This window comes from Massilimicrobiota sp. An105 (assembly GCF_002161155.1).
In the GTDB taxonomy this organism is placed as follows: Bacteria; Bacillota_I; Bacilli_A; order Erysipelotrichales; family Coprobacillaceae; genus Allocoprobacillus; species Allocoprobacillus merdigallinarum.
In genome coordinates this window covers 1-17,541 of the sequence record NZ_NFLY01000021.1, presented here as the reverse complement: position 1 = coordinate 17,541, position 17,541 = coordinate 1, and the positions used below count along the sequence as shown (strand labels likewise).

The window sequence follows — 17,541 nt, the reverse complement described above, 5'->3', positions numbered from 1 at the left end:
TTAGGAGGAATGATTTATGGATAAGAAAAAAGTTGTTGAAATCAAAGGATTAGTCAAAAACTATGGAACAAGAGGTTTTCAAACAAGAGTCTTAAAAGGTATTGATTTAACCATTTATGAAAATGATTTTATTGCGATTATGGGACCGAGTGGAAGTGGAAAGACAACGTTGTTGAATATTTTATCAACGATTGATAAACCGACACAAGGAACAGTTCTATTGGATGGTAAAGATGTTACAAAGTTAAAAAATAAAGAATTATCTCAGATACGAAGAGATAAGATTGGTTTTATTTTTCAAGATTATAATTTATTGGATACAATGACTTTACAAGATAATATTTCCTTGCCATTATCATTAAATGGTGTTTCTTCTCAGGAATGTATATCAAAATGCCAGGCTTTAGCACAGGTTTTTGGATTAAAGGAGCATTTAAAGAAATATCCTTACCAATTATCAGGCGGACAAAAACAAAGAGGAGCCACTTGTCGTGCATTAATCAGTGAACCTGAAATCATATTTGCAGATGAACCAACGGGCGCTCTCGATTCAAAATCAAGTCGTGATTTACTGGAACGTCTTAAAATGGTCAATGATGAAGGAAAAGCGACTATCTTAATGGTGACACATGATGCTTTAAGTGCTTCGTATGCTAAAGATGTCTATATTTTAAGTGATGGTATGATGAAATGTCGTTTAACGCGAGGAGATTCTCGTAAAGAATTTTATGATCGTATCATTGATATGCAAGTGTCTATGGGAAGTGATTTTTCATGAGTTTAGCCAAATTATCCATCATGAACTTCAAAGCAAGTTTTAAAAACTATGTTTCACTGATTATATCATTAGCTTTTACAGTTCTTATTATTTTTAATTTCTTTAATCTTATGGATTCTTCTATTATGGAATCATTAGGAAAAATAAATAGTCAAAATATAAAGATTGTCATTCAATGTGTGATTGTTGTTTTAAGCTGTTTTATGTTTTTCTTTATCTGGTATGCTACAAACGTTTTTTTAACCAAACGTAAAAAAGAAATTGGTGTCTATGTGTTTATGGGACTCACAAATCAAAGAATTGGAAAACTTTATATGTTGGAAACAATGCTGATTGGTCTTGTTGCTTTGGTTATGGGAATCGGTTTTGGCATTTTAATATCTCAGTTGTTTACAATGACTTTAGTAACGATTTCTGATATCGAAGTCAATCTTTCTTTTGAAATTTCATTGTCAGCCGTTTTATGGAGCAGTTTGATTTACTTTATTGTTTATATGATTTTTGTTTTCAAAGGATATATCAATTTAGTAAGAAGCAGTGTTTTAGATATGGTCAGTGCCAATCGTCAAAATGAATATTTGAAACAAAATAAAGTGATTCTCTTTTTAAAAGCCATACTTGGAATCATCATTCTGGTTTTAGGATATTATTATGCCATTAAAGAAGGTGGCATGGAAACAATGGCTAATGCCTTATTAGCAGTTATTTTGGTCATCATTGGTGTCTATTTGCTCTTTGGTGGTTTCATTCCATTGATTTATCAGACATTGGCTTCCAATAAAAGATTTCTATACAAGAAACAAAGAACTTTATGGATCAATCAGATTATCTTTCGTATGAAGAAAAATTATCGTACTTATGCGATTGTGACAGTATTAATGATATGTGCCCTCACAGCATTAGCTACAGGTGTGGCTATGCATGAACGTTGTCAGATGATACATGATTTTGAAAATGTCTATACGTATCAGATTTTTTCTCAACAGGCTAATCTCCAAAATGAATTTATGCAAGTGATAGAAGAACATAATGATGTGCAGTATAGTTCCTATATTGAAATGTTGCAGATTGAAGGGAGTTATGGCAGTACAACACATCAAAAGAATACATTTGCTTTGATTCCTTATTCTCAACTCAAAAAATTAGCCCAGGATTCTCATCAGGCATTTGAACTTAAACAGCCACAAAATGATGAAGTGATTGATTTAGCTCATCAATATATCCTTTCATTAATTACAACGGATGAATTAGAAGATATTCAGATACAAAATCAAGTCTATGATACAATTCAAAGAACAACAGTACCATATTTAGGGTATTTACAGGAACAGGTTTCTTTCTATTGTGTCAGTGATGAAGAATATGAAAGATTAAAATCTGCAGGAGCATCTTTATATGTCTATAATTATAAGATTGAGAATACCAAAATGTTAAATGCATCTGTTGATGATATTCAACAACATCAGGATTGTGTAGGTCTCATTAAAATTGATCCTCAAAATGATTCTACGCAATGGATTCAAATGCTTTATCCTGTTTGTATCTTTATGTTTATGGTCTTTATTTTTGCGAGTGGAAGTATCATTTTTATGAAACTTTATAATGATGCTTTTGAAGAAAAAGAACGTTATCGTGTTCTAAGAAAAATAGGGATTAGTACAAAAACATTAAAAGCAGGTGTGCAAAAAGAATTGTTATTGACATATATTGTCCCATTTTTACTTATGAGTCTTTCTTCTTATTTTTCAGTGCATGCATTGGCTAATATGATGCAGACTGATTTGTTATCGGTCAATATATTGAGTGTAGGCGTCATTGCTATATTCTTTGTTGTATGTTATGGCTTATCAGTTGTTATATACAGTCAAAATGCAGGTATTTATGAAAAAGGATTCTAGTATCTCATCTAGAATCTTTTTTATTCAAAATATAAAACCATATCATACCAAGTTTCATTCGCAAGTGTTGATTGAGATAGACCAAGATTCATAAATCCAAACTTTTCATAATAATGAATGAGTTCCTCTTTACAAGTTAAAATACAACCTTTGCGATTTTGTTTTCTTGCATCCTCAATCAGCTGATACATCAGCTTTGAAGCATAATCATGATTTTGGTGCTTTAATGATGTATTGACACCTAAAATAGCTTGCCACTTTCCATTTTCATTATGAATACGAGGATCATGAAACATAACATCCTGAATGCGAGAATGATCAGTCACAGGACCATTGATAAAAGCAAGGATTTCTTTTTGCTCTTCCATGATCCAAAAGTGTTGAGGATATGTTTCTCATCTGTGTTTGTATTCAATTTCTGATATTCTTTCTTCAGGCGGATAACACTCATTACATATTTGCACAAGCATAGATAAATCTTCTAGACGAGCATGACGTATCATCATAAAGTTTCTCCTCATATTTAATAGATTGATATTGATTATAAAGTGTTAACTTTATTTTGAAAATATATATGGCATATAAAAAAATAAAATCTAAAGCTATATGTTTTGATAAAAAAGTAGTATGATAATCATAGAGGTGAAATAGGATGGAAAAAAGGAAGTTTGAAAAACTAGGGATTGAATCATCGTTACTAGGTTTTGGATGCATGCGTTTTCCTTTAGATGAAAATGGGAATATTGAAGAAAAAGAAGCTGAACAGATGTTAGACATAGCGATTGCAAATGGAGTCACTTATATTGATACAGCATATCCATATCATAATGGAGATAGTGAACCATTTGTTGGGAAAGTCTTGAAAAAATATGATAGACATCAATATACATTAGCGACAAAATTGCCAATCTGGAATGTCAATAGTCAACAGGAAGCCAGAGAAATCTTTGAATCACAACTACAAAGATTAGATGTGGAATATGTAGATTTTTATTTGTTGCACGCTTTAGATGAAAAGAAATGGGAAAAAGTATTAGAATATCATATTATTGAATTATGTGAACAATTAAGACAGGAAGGAAAAATTAAATATTTAGGATTTAGTTTCCATGATGAATATCCTGTTTTTGAAAAAATATTAAAAGCTCATGATTGGGATTTTTGTCAGTTACAGTTAAATTATATGGATATGAATATTCAAGCTGGACAAAAGGGTGTTGATTTAGCCAACCAATTAGGAGTACCTATTGTTGTTATGGAGCCTATTAAGGGTGGAAGTTTGGCTACTTTACCACAAGATGTGACACAAATGTTTAAGGATTATGATGCAAACAGAACTTTAGCATCTTGGGCATTAAGATATGTAGGAACTTTGCCTGGTGTAAAAGTCATCTTAAGTGGGATGTCAACATTATCACAGGTTGAAGATAATTTAAAAACTTTTGAAGATTATCAGAATTTAAATGATGAAGAAATGAATATCGTTCAAAAAGTTGCAGATACATTACATGCTCGTACAAGAAATGGATGTACAGGTTGTGGATACTGTATGCCTTGTCCTTTTGGTGTTGATATACCTGCTAACTTTAGATATTGGAATAATTGTTTTGTTTATGATGATGAAAAATTATTTAAAGGAAAATATGAGAAAATGGAAGATCAGGCTAAGGCCAGTCATTGTCAGCAATGTGGAGCATGTGAAAGAATGTGTCCACAACAATTACCAATTCGAGAGGATTTAAAACGTGTTGTACAAGATTTTGAGAGATAATCCATCTCTCTTTTTTTTATATCGGAAAGATGATAAAATGAATATACTGAAGGGAGAAGGTATTATGACGAAAAAGAAATGGATCATATTGATTTTATCCATTGTGATTGTCGTTGCAGGAGGAATTGGTGGATATATCTGGTATCAAAATGATCAAAAACAAAAAATATTAGATTCTATTCAACTGACTTTTACAGATCAGACAGTTATAGAATATGGGACTAACTGTCAGGCAGAGGAATTGGTTGCTAAACAAAGTGGACAATTATCAGCTCCTCAAATAGATACAATGACAATAGGAAAGCAGACTTTAGAATATAAAGTTTCTAAAGGTGAATTAAGTAAAACATTTTCACATGAAATAGAAGTGAAGGATACACAGTTGCCAGAAATTAAATTGACAAAAGAGTCTGTAACACTTGATTATGGTGATCAATTTGATATGAAAAAATATATTGAATCGGTGAGGGATAAAGTAGATGGCGATTTAACATATGTCAGCCAAGATAAAGTTAAAGATGATCAAAATAACTACTATACATATGAAAGTAATGTCAATACAAAGAAGGCTGGAACATATAAAGTTGTTTTGAAAGCAGTCGATAAAAATCAAAACAAAGCTGAAAAAACATTGAAAGTGACAGTAAAAGAGGAAGTTAAAGAAGAAGTAATAAAACCTCAAAGTTCATCATCAACAACCTCATCTTCTTCATCTTCATCAAAACAATATGTCGCTTCACCCAATAATAAAGTGATTGTGATTGATCCGGGACATCAGGGACAGGGGAACAGCTCTTTAGAACCTATTGGTCCAGGAGCATCAACAAAGAAAGCAAAAGTTGCTGGTGGAGCAACAGGAACATCAACAGGTATTCCTGAATCACAGACAACATTGGAAATTGGTCTCAAATTAAGAAATGAATTACAAAGTAGAGGCTATACTGTCATTATGACAAGAACAAGTCAAGGTGTTAATATTTCTAATAAAGAGCGTGCTATGATTGGTAACAACAATAATGCTGCAGCAGTTATCCATTTACATTGTGATGGAGCTGGATCAAGTGCTAGAGGAGCACATACGATTGCACCTGCAAGTGATAATCCTTATTGTTCATCTATTTATAGTGCTTCATCAAGACTAGCTCAAAATGTGATTAGCTCTTATTGTGCCAAGACAGGAATTAAAAGTCGTGGAGTATCTTATCGTAATGATTTGTCTGGATTAAATTGGAGTGAAGTCCCAGCTATTTATATTGAAATGGGATTTATTACGAATCCAACAGAAGATCAACTTTTAAATGATGATGCTTTTCAAACAAAATGTGCACAAGGTATTGCTGATGGAATAGATGCTTATTTCTAGGAGGATAACATATGCGTTATTATTCAAAGATTGGAGTTATATGGATGATAGCTATCGCTGTTATTGTTTGGTGCAATTATATGTTACTAAAGCCAGTCACATGGCGATTAGATGATTGGGGTATGTGGTTAACATTACTCATTTTCATTCCTATTGATGTTTTATTTGTGATATGTACTTTTTGGACATATTATGAGTTTCATGATGATTATTTGGAAGTGAGATGTGGTTATTTCTTTCATGAAGATATCCCATATCATGATATTCGTTCTTTTAAAGAAACGCATAATCCACTGAGTTCCTGTGGTTTATCACTTGATCGTCTTGATATCATATATAAAGCGCAAAAGGGGAGAAATGGAAATAGTGAAGTCTTGATTTCACCAGTTAAAAAGCAAGAGTTTATTCAAGAATTAGAAAAACGTAGTCGAATCTTTTTATCAAAATAGTCATGAAAAAATGACTATTTTTTAGTTGCGATAAAAAAGTCGTAAAATAATAAAAAGTTTGTAGACTTTTTTTATGAAATTGATTAGAATAGGGATGTAAATTAGAAGACAAAGGAGATAGGAACAGTATGAGTGGTTTTTTTGGGGTAGCGTCACAAAATGATTGTGTCATGGATTTGTTTTTTGGAGTAGATTATCATTCACATTTAGGAACAAGAAGAGGTGGTATGGCCGTTTATGGAAAGGATGGTTTTCAACGTTCTATACATAATATAGAAAATTCACCTTTTAGAACAAAGTTTGAAAAAGATGTTGAAGAATTTGCTGGAAATATTGGAATTGGATGTATTTCTGATAGTGAAGCACAGCCATTGTTGGTGAATTCGCATTTAGGGTCATTTGCGATTACAACAGTTGGAAGAATTAATAATTTAGATGAATTAAGAACGTTATGCTTTGAACAGGGAAAGACACATTTCTTGGAAATGAGCGGGGGAGAAATCAATCCAACAGAAATGGTGGCTGCATTAATTAATCAAAAAGAGTCAATTGTGGAAGGAATTCAACATGCTCAAAAATTAGTCAAAGGATCAATGAGTATATTGGTAATGACGAATGAAGGGATTTATTGTGCAAGAGATAAATTAGGAAGAACACCTGTGATTATTGGAAGAAAAGATGATGCTTATTGTGTCACTTTTGAAAGTTCTGCTTTCTTAAATCTTGGTTATCATCATTATAAAGATTTAGGATCAGGAGAAATTGGTTTTATTTATCCTCATGGATTTACACAAAAAGTCAAACCAAACGATCAAATGAAAATTTGTTCATTCTTATGGGTTTATTATGGATATCCAACTTCAACATATGAAGGAGTCAATGTTGAAAAGATGCGCTATGATTGTGGAAGTATGTTAGCGAAACGTGATCAAGGAACAGTTGAGCCTGATAGTGTCGCTGGAGTTCCTGATTCAGGATTGGCACATGCGATTGGTTACGCTAATGAATCTGGTATCCCATTTGCAAGACCATTTATTAAATATACACCAACTTGGCCACGTTCATTCATGCCGCAAAGTCAAGGTCAAAGAAATTTAATCGCAAAAATGAAACTCATTCCTGTAAAAGAATTAATTAAAAATAAAAGTTTATTATTGATTGATGACTCTATTGTCAGAGGAACACAATTAAGAGAAACAACAGAGTTTTTATATCAATCTGGAGCTAAAGAAGTTCATGTGAGACCAGCCTGTCCACCTATCTTATACGGATGTAAATATTTGAATTTCTCACGTTCTAATTCAGAATTAGATTTAATTACACGTCGTGTGATTAAAGATTTAGAACAAGGTGATGTCACTGATGAAATATTAGCTGAATATGCAAATCCTGATAGTGAAAAATATCAACAAATGTTAGATGAAATCTGCAAGAGATTAAAATTCACATCTTTAAGATATCATCGTTTAGATGATTTGATTGAATCTATTGGTATTGAACCTTGTAAGTTATGTACTTATTGTTGGGATGGAAAAGAATAAAAGTGATTAGAGCGTATGCTTTAATCATTTTTATTTGATTATTTTCAAAATATAATATATAAAGAATAAAGAGGTGAAACGATGATTACATTTGAGAATATAACACAAACAAAATCAGTTTATACACATTTTTTACCCATTTTATTAATTCCTCTGATAACGCCCTATTTAAAAAAGGCAGACATTCCATTTAAAACACTTGGATTAGAAGATTGAACTGTTGATCATCAGTTGATTGGTGAAATTCAACCAATATATAAAAAGAATGTAGAAGACGCAAGAGAAAAATATAGAGATGCAGGATATCAAAATGTAAGATGCATAGGTGCGATTATAACGCGTATATCTCCTGATGATTTTTATGCTATGACACTTCAATTCTTTGGTGATACAATGGACTTGGATTTTGCTAGTGAACAACGTTTGGCTAAGGAAAAATCTGATGCACTTTATGAATCTTCTTATAAAGATTGGCTTCCAGAAGGAACGTTACCAGTTTGTGACAATAAAAATAAATAAAAATTGTCAAATGATAAGATGTTTGATATAGTTTGGATGTGTGAAATTAAAGGAGAAATACATGGATAGAACAAAACAGATTGAACAAAGTATTATAAAGAAATATCGAAAACCAATATGGAGAAAATTTGTGAAGGCTATTCAGACATATGATCTTATTCAACCAGGTGATAATATTGCAGTATGCATTTCTGGGGGAAAAGATTCTATGTTAATGGCTAAGTTATTACAGGAAATTAAGCGTCATGGACAGTTTGATTTTGGATTGGTTTTCTTATCAATGGATCCAGGATATAATGAAAAAAATCGTAAAAAAATTGAAGAGAACGCAAAAATTATGGGAATACCTGTTCAGTTTTTTGAATCAGATATTTTCAAGGTTGTCACAAATATTGAGAAATCTCCTTGTTATTTATGTGCGAGAATGCGACGTGGTTTTTTATATGCGAAAGCTAAAGAGTTAGGATGCAATAAAATCGCATTAGGACATCATTTTGATGATGTCATTGAAACAATTCTTATGGGAATGTTTTATGGTTCACAAATACAAACAATGATGCCTAAACTACATAGTACAAACTTTGAAGGAATGGAATTAATTAGACCGATGTATTTAATAGAAGAAAAAGATATTATCAATTGGTGTAAATATAATGATTTGTCTTTTATTCAATGTGCCTGTCGTTTTACTGAAGAAATGGAAGAATTAGGAGAAGTGCATCATACTTCTAAACGAGAAGAAATGAAAAACTTATTAAAATATTTAGAAACAATGAATCCTAATGTGAAAAAGAATGTTTTTAAAAGTGTAGAAAATGTGAATTTGGCAACCATTATTTCATATAGCGATGAATCAGGAAGACATCATTTTTTAGATGATTATGATAAAGGAGAATAAAATGTTTTCAAGATTTGAATTATTAGTAGGAGAAGATAATATCCAAAAGTTAAATCAGGCTCATGTCATTGTATTTGGCGTTGGTGGTGTTGGTGGATATGTTGTTGAAGCGTTAGTGAGAAGTGGTATTGGACATATCACGATTGTAGATAATGATGTTATCTCTTTGTCGAATTTAAATCGTCAAATTATCGCAACACAGGAAACCATTGGTCAAAAGAAAGTTGATGTGATGAAAAAAAGAATATTATCAATTCATCCTGAGTGTGATGTGACAACATTAGATATGTTTTATTTGCCTGAAACAGCTAATCAAATTGATTTATCACAATATGATTATGTGGTTGATGCCATAGATACAATCACTTCTAAAATAGAATTAGCTGTTCGTTGTGACCAAAAGATACCTTTGATCAGTTCAATGGGAACAGGAAATAAAATGAATCCAGCATTATTACAAGTCAGTGATATTTATAAAACATCTGTTTGCCCACTTGCTAAGGTGATGCGTAGAGAATTGAAGAAACGTCGTGTCAAACACTTAAAAGTTGTTTATTCTCAAGAATTACCAATGAAACCTTTTGCATCAGATGAAATAACCCATAAAAGAACTATTCCAGGAAGTACAGCTTTTGTACCTTCTAGTGCGGGACTTTTAATTGCCAGTGAAGTTGTTAAAGATTTGTTGAAATAAACAAATCTTTTTTCACATTTATGGATTATTGACATATGTTAAATTGAGGTGTAAAACATGCGTGAACAACTTCAATCTTATATTTATACAGAAAAATTTTTAGCTCAACTTTATCGTCGAGCAGCAGCTTTAGCTTCATCACAGGAAGAAAAAAATGCATTATTGGCTTTTGCTCAAAATGCTGAAACAAATGCCAATTACTTGAATTATTTTTATAAGTTAGAATATGGTGTTAACTTTGATCCAATGGTCCCAGAGATTAATTTACAGGGAGGATACAGGGCAGTATTAAATGAAATATTGAAACTTGAAATCAGTTCTTATCTTGAATATCGTAAACTCACATACAATCAAAGTAACAATGAGTTTAGAGAAACAGTGAGAGCTATTTCTGATACAAAGCTTGGACATATTTTAACAGTTTTAGCAATTATTACGAATTTGAATACTCCACAGACCAATGGCTAACAGTTTTGTTAGTCATTTTTGTATTCTTTTAGAAATATCGACTAAATATTTTCTTTGTTTTTGAAAAGTGATATACTAAGCTTACAAAGGAGGAGAAGATATGGGAGTCGTATATACGAATCGTAATCGAAAGAAATATATTGCTATTGGAGGTCTTGTAGCGATTGTTTTGATTGTGGCAGTAGTGTTATTCTTTTTATTATCAGGGAATAATAATGAATCCACATTAAAGAATTTTTATGCACAAATATCTGAAAAGAAATATGAAGATATGTACAATAGTCTAAGTAGAGAATCACAGAAATCTTATGATCAGCAAACATTTGTGGAAAGAAATCAGAATATTTATGAAGGTATTGAAGCAAGTAATTTTCAAATTGAAGTTACAGATGAAACTGATAATGAATTAACATATAATGTGAAAATGAATACGATTGCTGGAGAAGTTACTTTTGAAAATAAAACAACGATTAAAGATGGAAAAATTGTGTGGGATGATTCATTTATTTTTCCAGATTTAACGCAAAATGATAGAGTGAGAGTTTCAGAAGATGAAGCAATCAGAGGACAAATTTTAGATCGTAATGGAAAAATGTTGGCAGGACAAGGAGAAGCTTATTCTGTTGGTTTAGTAAGAGGTAAACTGAATGGCGAAAATGATTACGACCAACTGGCTGAGTTGTTAGGTTTAACAAAAGAAAGCATTCAAAAAACAATGAGTGCATCATGGATTCAAGATGATTCTTTTGTTCCATTAACAACAATTCCATCAACAGATACACAGTTAGAAAACCAATTACTACAAATTCCAGGAGTACAGCTCAATACAGTTGAAGTTCGTACTTATCCATATGGTGAAGTGACATCACATTTAACTGGATATATGCAACAGGTGACTGCTGAAGATTTAGAAAAACATCAAGGTGAAGGTTATACAGAAACATCAATGATTGGAAGAAGCGGTATTGAAGCAGCATATGAAAAACAGTTAAAAGGAACGAATGGGGCAACAATTTCAATTGTTGATGAGAATGGAAGTACAAAGAGTACAGTTGCTACGCAGGAAAAACAGGATGGACAGGATATTACATTAACGATTGATATTGATTTACAAAGAGATTTATATAATGCATTTGATGAAGATCAAAGTGCATCAGTTGCGATGAATCCAACAAATGGTGAAGTTTTGGCTTTAGTCAGCACACCATCTTTTGACAGCAATGATTTTATTTATGGTTTTTCAACGGAAGAATGGGATGATTTAAACAATGATGAAGATCAACCATTAACAAATCGTTTTAGAGCGACTTGGGTGCCTGGTTCAACAATGAAGGCTATAACAGCAGCCATTGGATTGGAAACTGATTCTTTATATGCATCTAAAGATTTTGGAGCTGAAATGAAATGGCAAAAAGATTCTAGTTGGGGAGATTATTTTGTCACAACTTTACATGCACCAAATCCAAATAATTTAAGAAATGCTTTAATTTATTCTGATAATGTTTATTTTGCGAAAGCAGCATTAGAAATTGGAAAAGATAATCTTGAAAAAGGATATAAATCTTTAATGATTGGAGAAAATATTCCTTTTGAATTGGCTCTTACAAAATCACAATATACAAGTGATTCATTTGATGATGAAATACTAATTGCAGATAGTGGATATGGACAAGGCCAGATTCTTATGAATCCAGTTCAAATGACATCTATTTATAGTTCTTTTATGAATGATGGTAAAATGATGACACCACATGTTGTGAAATCAACAGAAACATCAGTTTGGGCAGAACCATTTTCTAAAGAAACAACGGATGAAATCAAATCTGATTTGATTCAAGTTGTTGAAGACAATAATGGAACAGCACATGCTTTAAATAACAGTCAATATCAGTTAGCTGCAAAAACAGGAACAGCAGAGATTAAGGATTCACAAGATGATACAACAGGAACAGAGCTTGGATGGTTATCTGTTGCTTCTACTGATTCATCAAAACCAATTGTCATTACAACAATGGTAGAAGATGTCAAAGGTCGTGGTGGAAGTAATTATGTTGTTAATGGTGTTAAACAGCCACTGATGTCATATTTACAAAAATAACGGAGTGATGACTCCGTTTTTTAAATACTTTTTTTGAAAATATAAAATAGCTTTACTATAAAAATGAATATGTTATACTGATAGTGAGAAGAGATATTATTTTAAATATTTAAATTATTTTCATATCAAATAATATATTATAAAGATAAGGTAGGTGAAAAAGGTATGAAAAGAATAGGAATGTTTGTATTGAGTGCAGTTTTAGCTTTTGCTATGAGTGGATGTCAAGTCAATGACAATCAGGTTGATATGGTAGAGGTGGCAGAAAAATGAGTCAGTTATTCACAAGAAGTCATGCAAAAGGCAGAAGAAGATCCCAGTGATATTGCATCGCAAGAACAAATCTATCAGGATATGGAAGCTGAATTTCAAGATGTCATGGAAGAAGATACACTTAAAGATGTCCAAATAAAAATTGTGACATTTATCATGAATGAGTTATCATCGTATTCATTACCTGTCACAATTCAATCTGTTTCTATTCAAGAAGGTGATAGTCAAGTTTTGACAGTTAAATTCAAAGATCAAAACCAAAAACAGGGAGAAGTTATTTTAAGAATGCAGGAAAATAATGGAAAGATTTCTTATGTAGGAGTTTATGGAAAATGAATAGGAAAATAGATCAATTATTTATAAAGATACAATGGTTTATTATTTTGATAGCAGGTATATTTTTATTGCTTCATGGAGCGCATCAGAATTTAGTCATTATCATATGGATATTTTCCATATTATGCAATGCTTTTTGGGCAAGAGGAAGTCGTATTGCAAATGTAGAATATACTTATTTTCGTTTATTTCGTCGCTATCCAACAATTTGGTTAGCCATCAGAATGCTGTTGGTTGTGATGATGTCATTATTCGTTATTGGATATACAATATAAAAACATCTCAAATGAGATGTTTTTATATTGCAATTTCTTTTAATTTATTAATGAGCATATCAGGTAAAGTTTGTATATCTTCTATAAATAAACTGTTAGGATATGTTTTTGTAATTAATGGGGCAGTTTGAATACCAATTCCAATGACATCTATATTCTTATCTTTTTTATAAAGATGTGTTAATTCATGAATATGTTCAACACCATGAGTATCACCATCAGATAATACAAAAACAAAACCTTTTCTTTGTCTTTTATATTCAGCAAGTTTTTTTAATACATATTCTAAAGCTATATCCTCATGTGTTCCACCAGATGTATGCATTGCAAAGATACGATCTAACATATATCTTTTTTGACAGTCTTGAAAAGATATAATTTCAGAGAGTTGTACTTTGGTTTGTCCTAAAGCTTTATGAGATGAGATGCAAAAGGGGATTTTTAAAGTTTGTAATACTCTTGCCAGTTCAAAACAGCCTTTCATAGTATTGATTATTTTTTCTCCGCTCATTGATTCACTTGTATCGACAAGAATATAAACGCATAAATCTTTCTTTTGGCCTTGTTTATGTTCCTTAAAAACACGACCATCTAAAGTAGCACGGTAAAGATTTTGCTGATCTAAATGTCTACCATATTCTAATCTATGTTTTGTACGACTTTTAGAAGCATACATTCTTTCACGTTTAAACAGTCTTGCCAGTTTATTACTTCGAACTATACTTTCATGTTGACTTCTTAAAGCAATAATACCATATTGAGTTGGTGTTGTTCTTTCTAAAGGAGATAAAACAATAGATTGTTCAATAGTTGATTGATATGTTTGGGTTTGAAGCCTTTTTTCTGATTGTTTTCTTTGTTTTTCTTCACGTCTATGAATATCTTGTAAAATTTGATGATTATTTGTTTTTTCTGCTTCATTTTCTAGAGATTCAATACGTTGAAATTCTTCATCAGAAAGATTCATTTTGTATTTTGTTGGTGTTTCTTGTGGCTGAGTATCATTAGAAGTGTTATTTTGAAATTGAACAGCAATTTCACTGGACATTTGAGAAAAAAGACTGTTAGAGATGCCAGATATTTTAGAGCCGTTTTGAATAGTATCAATGATTTCTTTGACAGTTTCTTCCATAATAGGTGAACAGAGCTGTAAAATCATTTGAGCTATTTCTAAACGCTCAGTTGTATTATGGGTTTGTAAACGTCCCTTAATAGCAAGTTTTCTTATTTCAGTAAAATGCTGATGCAAATAGCGTGGCAGATAAACAATGCTATCATTTAATTTAAAGCGATAACCATAAGTGCAGATAGCCATTATTTCTTTAATGATTTTATCCATAAGAAATGAGGTGTCATGATGATTATGGTTTTCTTTCATAAAAGCCAGTATGATGGCTTGTCTGGCATACATTAAAGCATTCCATGTTTCAGGATATTCTATTCCCATAGCATTTTCAACAGCACCTTCTTCAATGGCTTTTAAGACTAATGGAAGATTGGTTTGATAGACATAATGGAAAAGAATATCTTTCAAATCACGATATTTGATTTCTTTATTTAAATATGCTTTGGCACTTTGATTGGCCATATCTAAAGCTTCAGTGGCTTTTTGATAGACATGGGATAGCACTTGAAAATCAGTATATAACAAAGAAGCCAGTTCGTGTAATTCCAGACCCTCCATAAACATGGCATAACCTTGAGGATGAAAGTTTGCAAGATAACGATAAGGGGCTTGTTCGCCTAAAATAATGAGTGCTTTTTGATTTTGGATTTGTGAATAATGCTGATTGCTTGTATCTATTTGTAATTGAACAGGCATTCTGGCATAGAGAGCAGCATTTTTTTTAAGTTTTCTTTTTTCATCTTGTGATAACATATTTTATACCTTTATGCTTCCTGTTCAACAAATTCATGAACGATTAATAACATCACTGAAGAAGCAGCACCGTTTGTTGATAAAATTTGACGAACATCTTCCAAATTAAGAATTTCATCATCTTCCTCAGCTAATTCAGAAATAATAGTGACTAGACTGGCACGTAATACATCACCATCTAAGTCAACTGTTTTATTAGCCCAGTTTAATAAGGTTCTCAAGTCAATTCTTTGTGTTGTTTCATTTCCTTCGTTTATAATAACATTATTGAAAGCATCGAGTAATGATGCCATTTGAGTTGCTGTTTTTAAGTCGATATCTGTTTCCTTGACAATAATTTGTGCCATTTTATCAATAGGTAATTGACTGATTTTTATTTTATTTTGAATACGTGATTTATGAGAAAGGTTCATTTCATTCGTTCCAGCATAACCAATATTCATACTTTCAGCAAATCTAAACAAAGGATGTGCATGAATAATTTCACCATTATCTAATATTTTTTGCTTTGTACCATCGAGAACATCATTTAATGAAGAAATAATATCACTATCAACCATATTAATTTCATCAAAAATAAACATTCCACCATATTTCATCATTAAACTTAAAGGACCATATTCAAAAACAGTTTCACCATTTCTTAAAACATATTTTCCAAATAATGTTGATTCATCAATAGAACGACTTCCAACCATTTTCAGTGATGGTAAACCTAATGCCCCAGCAACACAAAGTAATTTGGTTGTTTTACCAGTTCCTGAAGGACCATAGTATAAACAAGACCAAGTTTTTCCTCTTTGAAACGATTTGATTAAATCAAAATCATTTTGATCTAAAAAATGACGATTTTGCATATATAAACGTTCATTATCTTTAATAGATTCCTGTAAAAATAATGGAAGCTTTTGTTTTTCCTGATCACTATAAAGAGGATTGATATCTAAAATAGTATAAGAAGCTGTGGATAAAGACTCATAAATTTTTTCTTGAGATTGTAAATCAAGTAAGAGATTTTGAGGATCTTTTTGAAACAGAAAGGTTTCACATAATGATTGTGTATTAAATGTAATATGTTGATGTTGCATAAATTCTTCAACAGAATCATAATGTAAAGATAAGAAACAGTCAGGTTGATTCATCATTTCTTTTACAAGTTCAATGAGCCTATTTGCTATATGTAAAACATATTTATATTCATTGGCATCCCATTGTTGACCATGCTCATGTTGTGACATATCAATATGACGCCAATTTTCATAAATATCAGCAAATTCTTCAATCTGATATTGATTATATAAGTAATTAATAGCTGTTAAAAGTAAACGATATAGACTATCGCTTTCTTCATTGATAATTGCCATAATAAAACGATGCTCATGAAAAGAATATTCTAAATAAGCTTCTATTTTATTTTGATGAGTGATTTGAAATAAAAGAGAATGCTCATGGATAAAAACAAAAACAAAATCATGTTGATAGTGACTATGAACAATACCTTGTATAGCTTTAGCGGTATCATGTTGATAAGGATATGTTGTGTGAGGGATGAGCTCATCTGTGCTTTCAGTCCCATATAGAATCATGTCACTATGATATCCTGGTGAGATTGAATAGGGTTTAAATTGTTTAAGTGTATCAAGTATCATATATCTTACTCCTTTTCTGTTTCATATTATAACATGTATCAGATATATCACAAATTATGTGCTTATATAAATAAAAAAACGATCATAAGATCGTTTACTTGAAAAATGGTGACCTGTACGGGATTCGAACCCGTGAATGCATGCGTGAAAGGCATGTGAGTTAACCGTTTCTCCAACAGGCCATAAAAATGGCGCTTGAAGTAGGACTCGAACCTACGACCGATCGGTTAACAGCCGATTGCTCTACCAACTGAGCTATTCAAGCGTATGGAGCGGGTGATGGGAATCGAACCCACGTAGTCAGCTTGGAAGGCTGAAGTTCTACCATTGAACTACACCCGCAAAAGAATGGTGCCCAGGGCCGGAGTCGAACCGGCACGGATTTTAAGGTCCGCAGGATTTTAAGTCCTGTGCGTCTACCAATTTCGCCACCTGGGCATATGTGCTTTTAATGGTGACCCGCAGGCGACTCGAACGCCTGACCCTCTGATTAAAAGTCAGATGCTCTACCTACTGAGCTAGCGGGTCAAAAGATGGTGGGGAGGGGCGGATTCGAACCACCGAACCGAAAGGAACTGAGTTACAGTCAGCCGCGTTTAGCCACTTCGCTACCTCCCCGTATATGGTGCCGGCTAAAGGACTTGAACCCTCA

The 17,541-nt window shown here is 32.1% G+C and carries 16 protein-coding genes, 6 tRNA genes and 1 pseudogene; 14 read left to right on the top strand and 9 right to left on the bottom strand.

The window, feature by feature from the left end; genetic code table 11:
- Window positions 1–16: 16 nt before the first annotated feature.
- Complete coding sequence (locus B5E48_RS07235; protein ID WP_087243694.1) at window positions 17–778, top strand: ABC transporter ATP-binding protein; 762 nt, start codon at window positions 17–19, stop codon at window positions 776–778.
- Window positions 775–2,676 (top strand): FtsX-like permease family protein, encoded by a 1,902-nt coding sequence (locus B5E48_RS07230; RefSeq protein ID WP_087304601.1) that lies wholly within the window; start codon window positions 775–777, stop codon window positions 2,674–2,676. The genes B5E48_RS07235 and B5E48_RS07230 overlap by 4 nt, the downstream gene beginning before the upstream one ends.
- 20 nt (window positions 2,677–2,696) lie before the next feature.
- Here the strand turns inward: B5E48_RS07230 and B5E48_RS07225 are convergent.
- Window positions 2,697–3,050, bottom strand: a pseudogene (locus B5E48_RS07225) (GNAT family N-acetyltransferase); the annotation flags it as partial.
- Window positions 3,051–3,328: 278 nt separating this feature from the next.
- On the opposite strand from B5E48_RS07225, the gene B5E48_RS07220 reads away from it, so the two are divergent.
- The 12 genes from B5E48_RS07220 to B5E48_RS07170 all read left to right on the top strand — a co-directional run bounded on the left by B5E48_RS07220 (window position 3,329) and on the right by B5E48_RS07170 (window position 13,361).
- Window positions 3,329–4,447, top strand: a complete 1,119-nt coding sequence (locus B5E48_RS07220) for an aldo/keto reductase (RefSeq protein WP_087304600.1) — start codon at window positions 3,329–3,331, stop codon at window positions 4,445–4,447.
- A gap of 64 nt (window positions 4,448–4,511) precedes the next feature.
- Window positions 4,512–5,810, top strand: a complete 1,299-nt coding sequence (locus tag B5E48_RS07215) for an N-acetylmuramoyl-L-alanine amidase (RefSeq protein ID WP_087304599.1) — start codon at window positions 4,512–4,514, stop codon at window positions 5,808–5,810.
- An 11-nt stretch (window positions 5,811–5,821) separates the two neighbouring features.
- Window positions 5,822–6,259: a PH domain-containing protein gene (locus B5E48_RS07210; RefSeq protein ID WP_087304598.1), complete on the top strand. Its 438-nt coding sequence runs from the start codon at window positions 5,822–5,824 to the stop codon at window positions 6,257–6,259.
- Window positions 6,260–6,387: 128 nt separating this feature from the next.
- Window positions 6,388–7,800 carry an amidophosphoribosyltransferase gene (locus tag B5E48_RS07205; RefSeq protein ID WP_087297756.1) on the top strand — a complete coding sequence of 471 codons (1,413 nt, stop codon included), beginning with the start codon at window positions 6,388–6,390 and terminating at the stop codon, window positions 7,798–7,800.
- A gap of 81 nt (window positions 7,801–7,881) precedes the next feature.
- Complete coding sequence (locus tag B5E48_RS13955; protein ID WP_255376268.1) at window positions 7,882–8,016, top strand: hypothetical protein; 135 nt, start codon at window positions 7,882–7,884, stop codon at window positions 8,014–8,016.
- Window positions 8,017–8,031: 15 nt separating this feature from the next.
- Window positions 8,032–8,319 (top strand): hypothetical protein, encoded by a 288-nt coding sequence (locus B5E48_RS07200; RefSeq protein ID WP_087304597.1) that lies wholly within the window; start codon window positions 8,032–8,034, stop codon window positions 8,317–8,319.
- A gap of 61 nt (window positions 8,320–8,380) precedes the next feature.
- Complete coding sequence (locus B5E48_RS07195) at window positions 8,381–9,217, top strand: tRNA 2-thiocytidine biosynthesis TtcA family protein (RefSeq protein ID WP_087243701.1); 837 nt, start codon at window positions 8,381–8,383, stop codon at window positions 9,215–9,217.
- A gap of 1 nt (window position 9,218) precedes the next feature.
- Window positions 9,219–9,911, top strand: coding sequence for a tRNA threonylcarbamoyladenosine dehydratase (locus B5E48_RS07190; protein ID WP_087304596.1), 693 nt, complete (start codon window positions 9,219–9,221; stop codon window positions 9,909–9,911).
- A 57-nt stretch (window positions 9,912–9,968) separates the two neighbouring features.
- Window positions 9,969–10,379: a hypothetical protein gene (locus tag B5E48_RS07185; protein WP_087243703.1), complete on the top strand. Its 411-nt coding sequence runs from the start codon at window positions 9,969–9,971 to the stop codon at window positions 10,377–10,379.
- Window positions 10,380–10,479: 100 nt separating this feature from the next.
- A complete protein-coding gene (locus B5E48_RS07180; RefSeq protein WP_087304595.1) occupies window positions 10,480–12,477 on the top strand; it encodes a penicillin-binding transpeptidase domain-containing protein in 1,998 nt (665 codons plus the stop codon).
- 294 nt (window positions 12,478–12,771) lie between these two features.
- Window positions 12,772–13,086, top strand: coding sequence for a hypothetical protein (locus B5E48_RS07175; RefSeq protein WP_087304594.1), 315 nt, complete (start codon window positions 12,772–12,774; stop codon window positions 13,084–13,086).
- Window positions 13,083–13,361, top strand: a complete 279-nt coding sequence (locus B5E48_RS07170) for a hypothetical protein (protein WP_087304593.1) — start codon at window positions 13,083–13,085, stop codon at window positions 13,359–13,361. The genes B5E48_RS07175 and B5E48_RS07170 overlap by 4 nt, the downstream gene beginning before the upstream one ends.
- A 22-nt stretch (window positions 13,362–13,383) precedes the next feature.
- On the opposite strand, the gene B5E48_RS07165 is transcribed toward B5E48_RS07170, so the two are convergent.
- The 8 genes from B5E48_RS07165 to B5E48_RS07130 all read right to left on the bottom strand — a co-directional run bounded on the left by B5E48_RS07165 (window position 13,384) and on the right by B5E48_RS07130 (window position 17,507).
- Window positions 13,384–15,240: a VWA domain-containing protein gene (locus B5E48_RS07165; protein WP_087304592.1), complete on the bottom strand. Its 1,857-nt coding sequence runs from the start codon at window positions 15,238–15,240 to the stop codon at window positions 13,384–13,386.
- An 11-nt stretch (window positions 15,241–15,251) separates the two neighbouring features.
- Window positions 15,252–16,889, bottom strand: a complete 1,638-nt coding sequence (locus B5E48_RS07160) for an AAA family ATPase (protein ID WP_087304591.1) — start codon at window positions 16,887–16,889, stop codon at window positions 15,252–15,254.
- A gap of 106 nt (window positions 16,890–16,995) precedes the next feature.
- Window positions 16,996–17,071, bottom strand: a tRNA-Glu gene (locus B5E48_RS07155).
- Window positions 17,072–17,078: 7 nt separating this feature from the next.
- Window positions 17,079–17,154 (bottom strand) — tRNA-Asn (locus B5E48_RS07150).
- 3 nt (window positions 17,155–17,157) lie between these two features.
- A tRNA-Gly gene (locus B5E48_RS07145) sits at window positions 17,158–17,231 on the bottom strand.
- A 7-nt stretch (window positions 17,232–17,238) separates the two neighbouring features.
- Window positions 17,239–17,327, bottom strand: a tRNA-Leu gene (locus B5E48_RS07140).
- Between the two features lie 14 nt (window positions 17,328–17,341).
- Window positions 17,342–17,417, bottom strand: a tRNA-Lys gene (locus B5E48_RS07135).
- A 6-nt stretch (window positions 17,418–17,423) separates the two neighbouring features.
- A tRNA-Tyr gene (locus B5E48_RS07130) sits at window positions 17,424–17,507 on the bottom strand.
- Between the last annotated feature and the right edge of the window lie 34 nt (window positions 17,508–17,541).

Excerpts from the sequence above, each read along its gene's own strand:
- B5E48_RS07220 (WP_087304600.1), top strand. The coding sequence starts at position 3,329 with ATGGAAAAAAGGAAGTTTGAAAAACTAGGGATTGAATCATCGTTACTA.
- B5E48_RS07210 (WP_087304598.1), top strand. The coding sequence starts at position 5,822 with ATGCGTTATTATTCAAAGATTGGAGTTATATGGATGATAGCTATCGCT.
- B5E48_RS07230 (WP_087304601.1), top strand. The coding sequence starts at position 775 with ATGAGTTTAGCCAAATTATCCATCATGAACTTCAAAGCAAGTTTTAAA.
- B5E48_RS07170 (WP_087304593.1), top strand. The coding sequence starts at position 13,083 with ATGAATAGGAAAATAGATCAATTATTTATAAAGATACAATGGTTTATT.
- B5E48_RS07195 (WP_087243701.1), top strand. The coding sequence starts at position 8,381 with ATGGATAGAACAAAACAGATTGAACAAAGTATTATAAAGAAATATCGA.
- B5E48_RS07215 (WP_087304599.1), top strand. The coding sequence starts at position 4,512 with ATGACGAAAAAGAAATGGATCATATTGATTTTATCCATTGTGATTGTC.
- B5E48_RS07180 (WP_087304595.1), top strand. The coding sequence starts at position 10,480 with ATGGGAGTCGTATATACGAATCGTAATCGAAAGAAATATATTGCTATT.
- B5E48_RS07190 (WP_087304596.1), top strand. The coding sequence starts at position 9,219 with ATGTTTTCAAGATTTGAATTATTAGTAGGAGAAGATAATATCCAAAAG.
- B5E48_RS07205 (WP_087297756.1), top strand. The coding sequence starts at position 6,388 with ATGAGTGGTTTTTTTGGGGTAGCGTCACAAAATGATTGTGTCATGGAT.
- B5E48_RS07185 (WP_087243703.1), top strand. The coding sequence starts at position 9,969 with ATGCGTGAACAACTTCAATCTTATATTTATACAGAAAAATTTTTAGCT.
- B5E48_RS07165 (WP_087304592.1), bottom strand. The coding sequence starts at position 15,240 with ATGTTATCACAAGATGAAAAAAGAAAACTTAAAAAAAATGCTGCTCTC.
- B5E48_RS07160 (WP_087304591.1), bottom strand. The coding sequence starts at position 16,889 with ATGATACTTGATACACTTAAACAATTTAAACCCTATTCAATCTCACCA.
- B5E48_RS13955 (WP_255376268.1), top strand. The coding sequence starts at position 7,882 with ATGATTACATTTGAGAATATAACACAAACAAAATCAGTTTATACACAT.
- B5E48_RS07175 (WP_087304594.1), top strand. The coding sequence starts at position 12,772 with ATGCAAAAGGCAGAAGAAGATCCCAGTGATATTGCATCGCAAGAACAA.
- B5E48_RS07235 (WP_087243694.1), top strand. The coding sequence starts at position 17 with ATGGATAAGAAAAAAGTTGTTGAAATCAAAGGATTAGTCAAAAACTAT.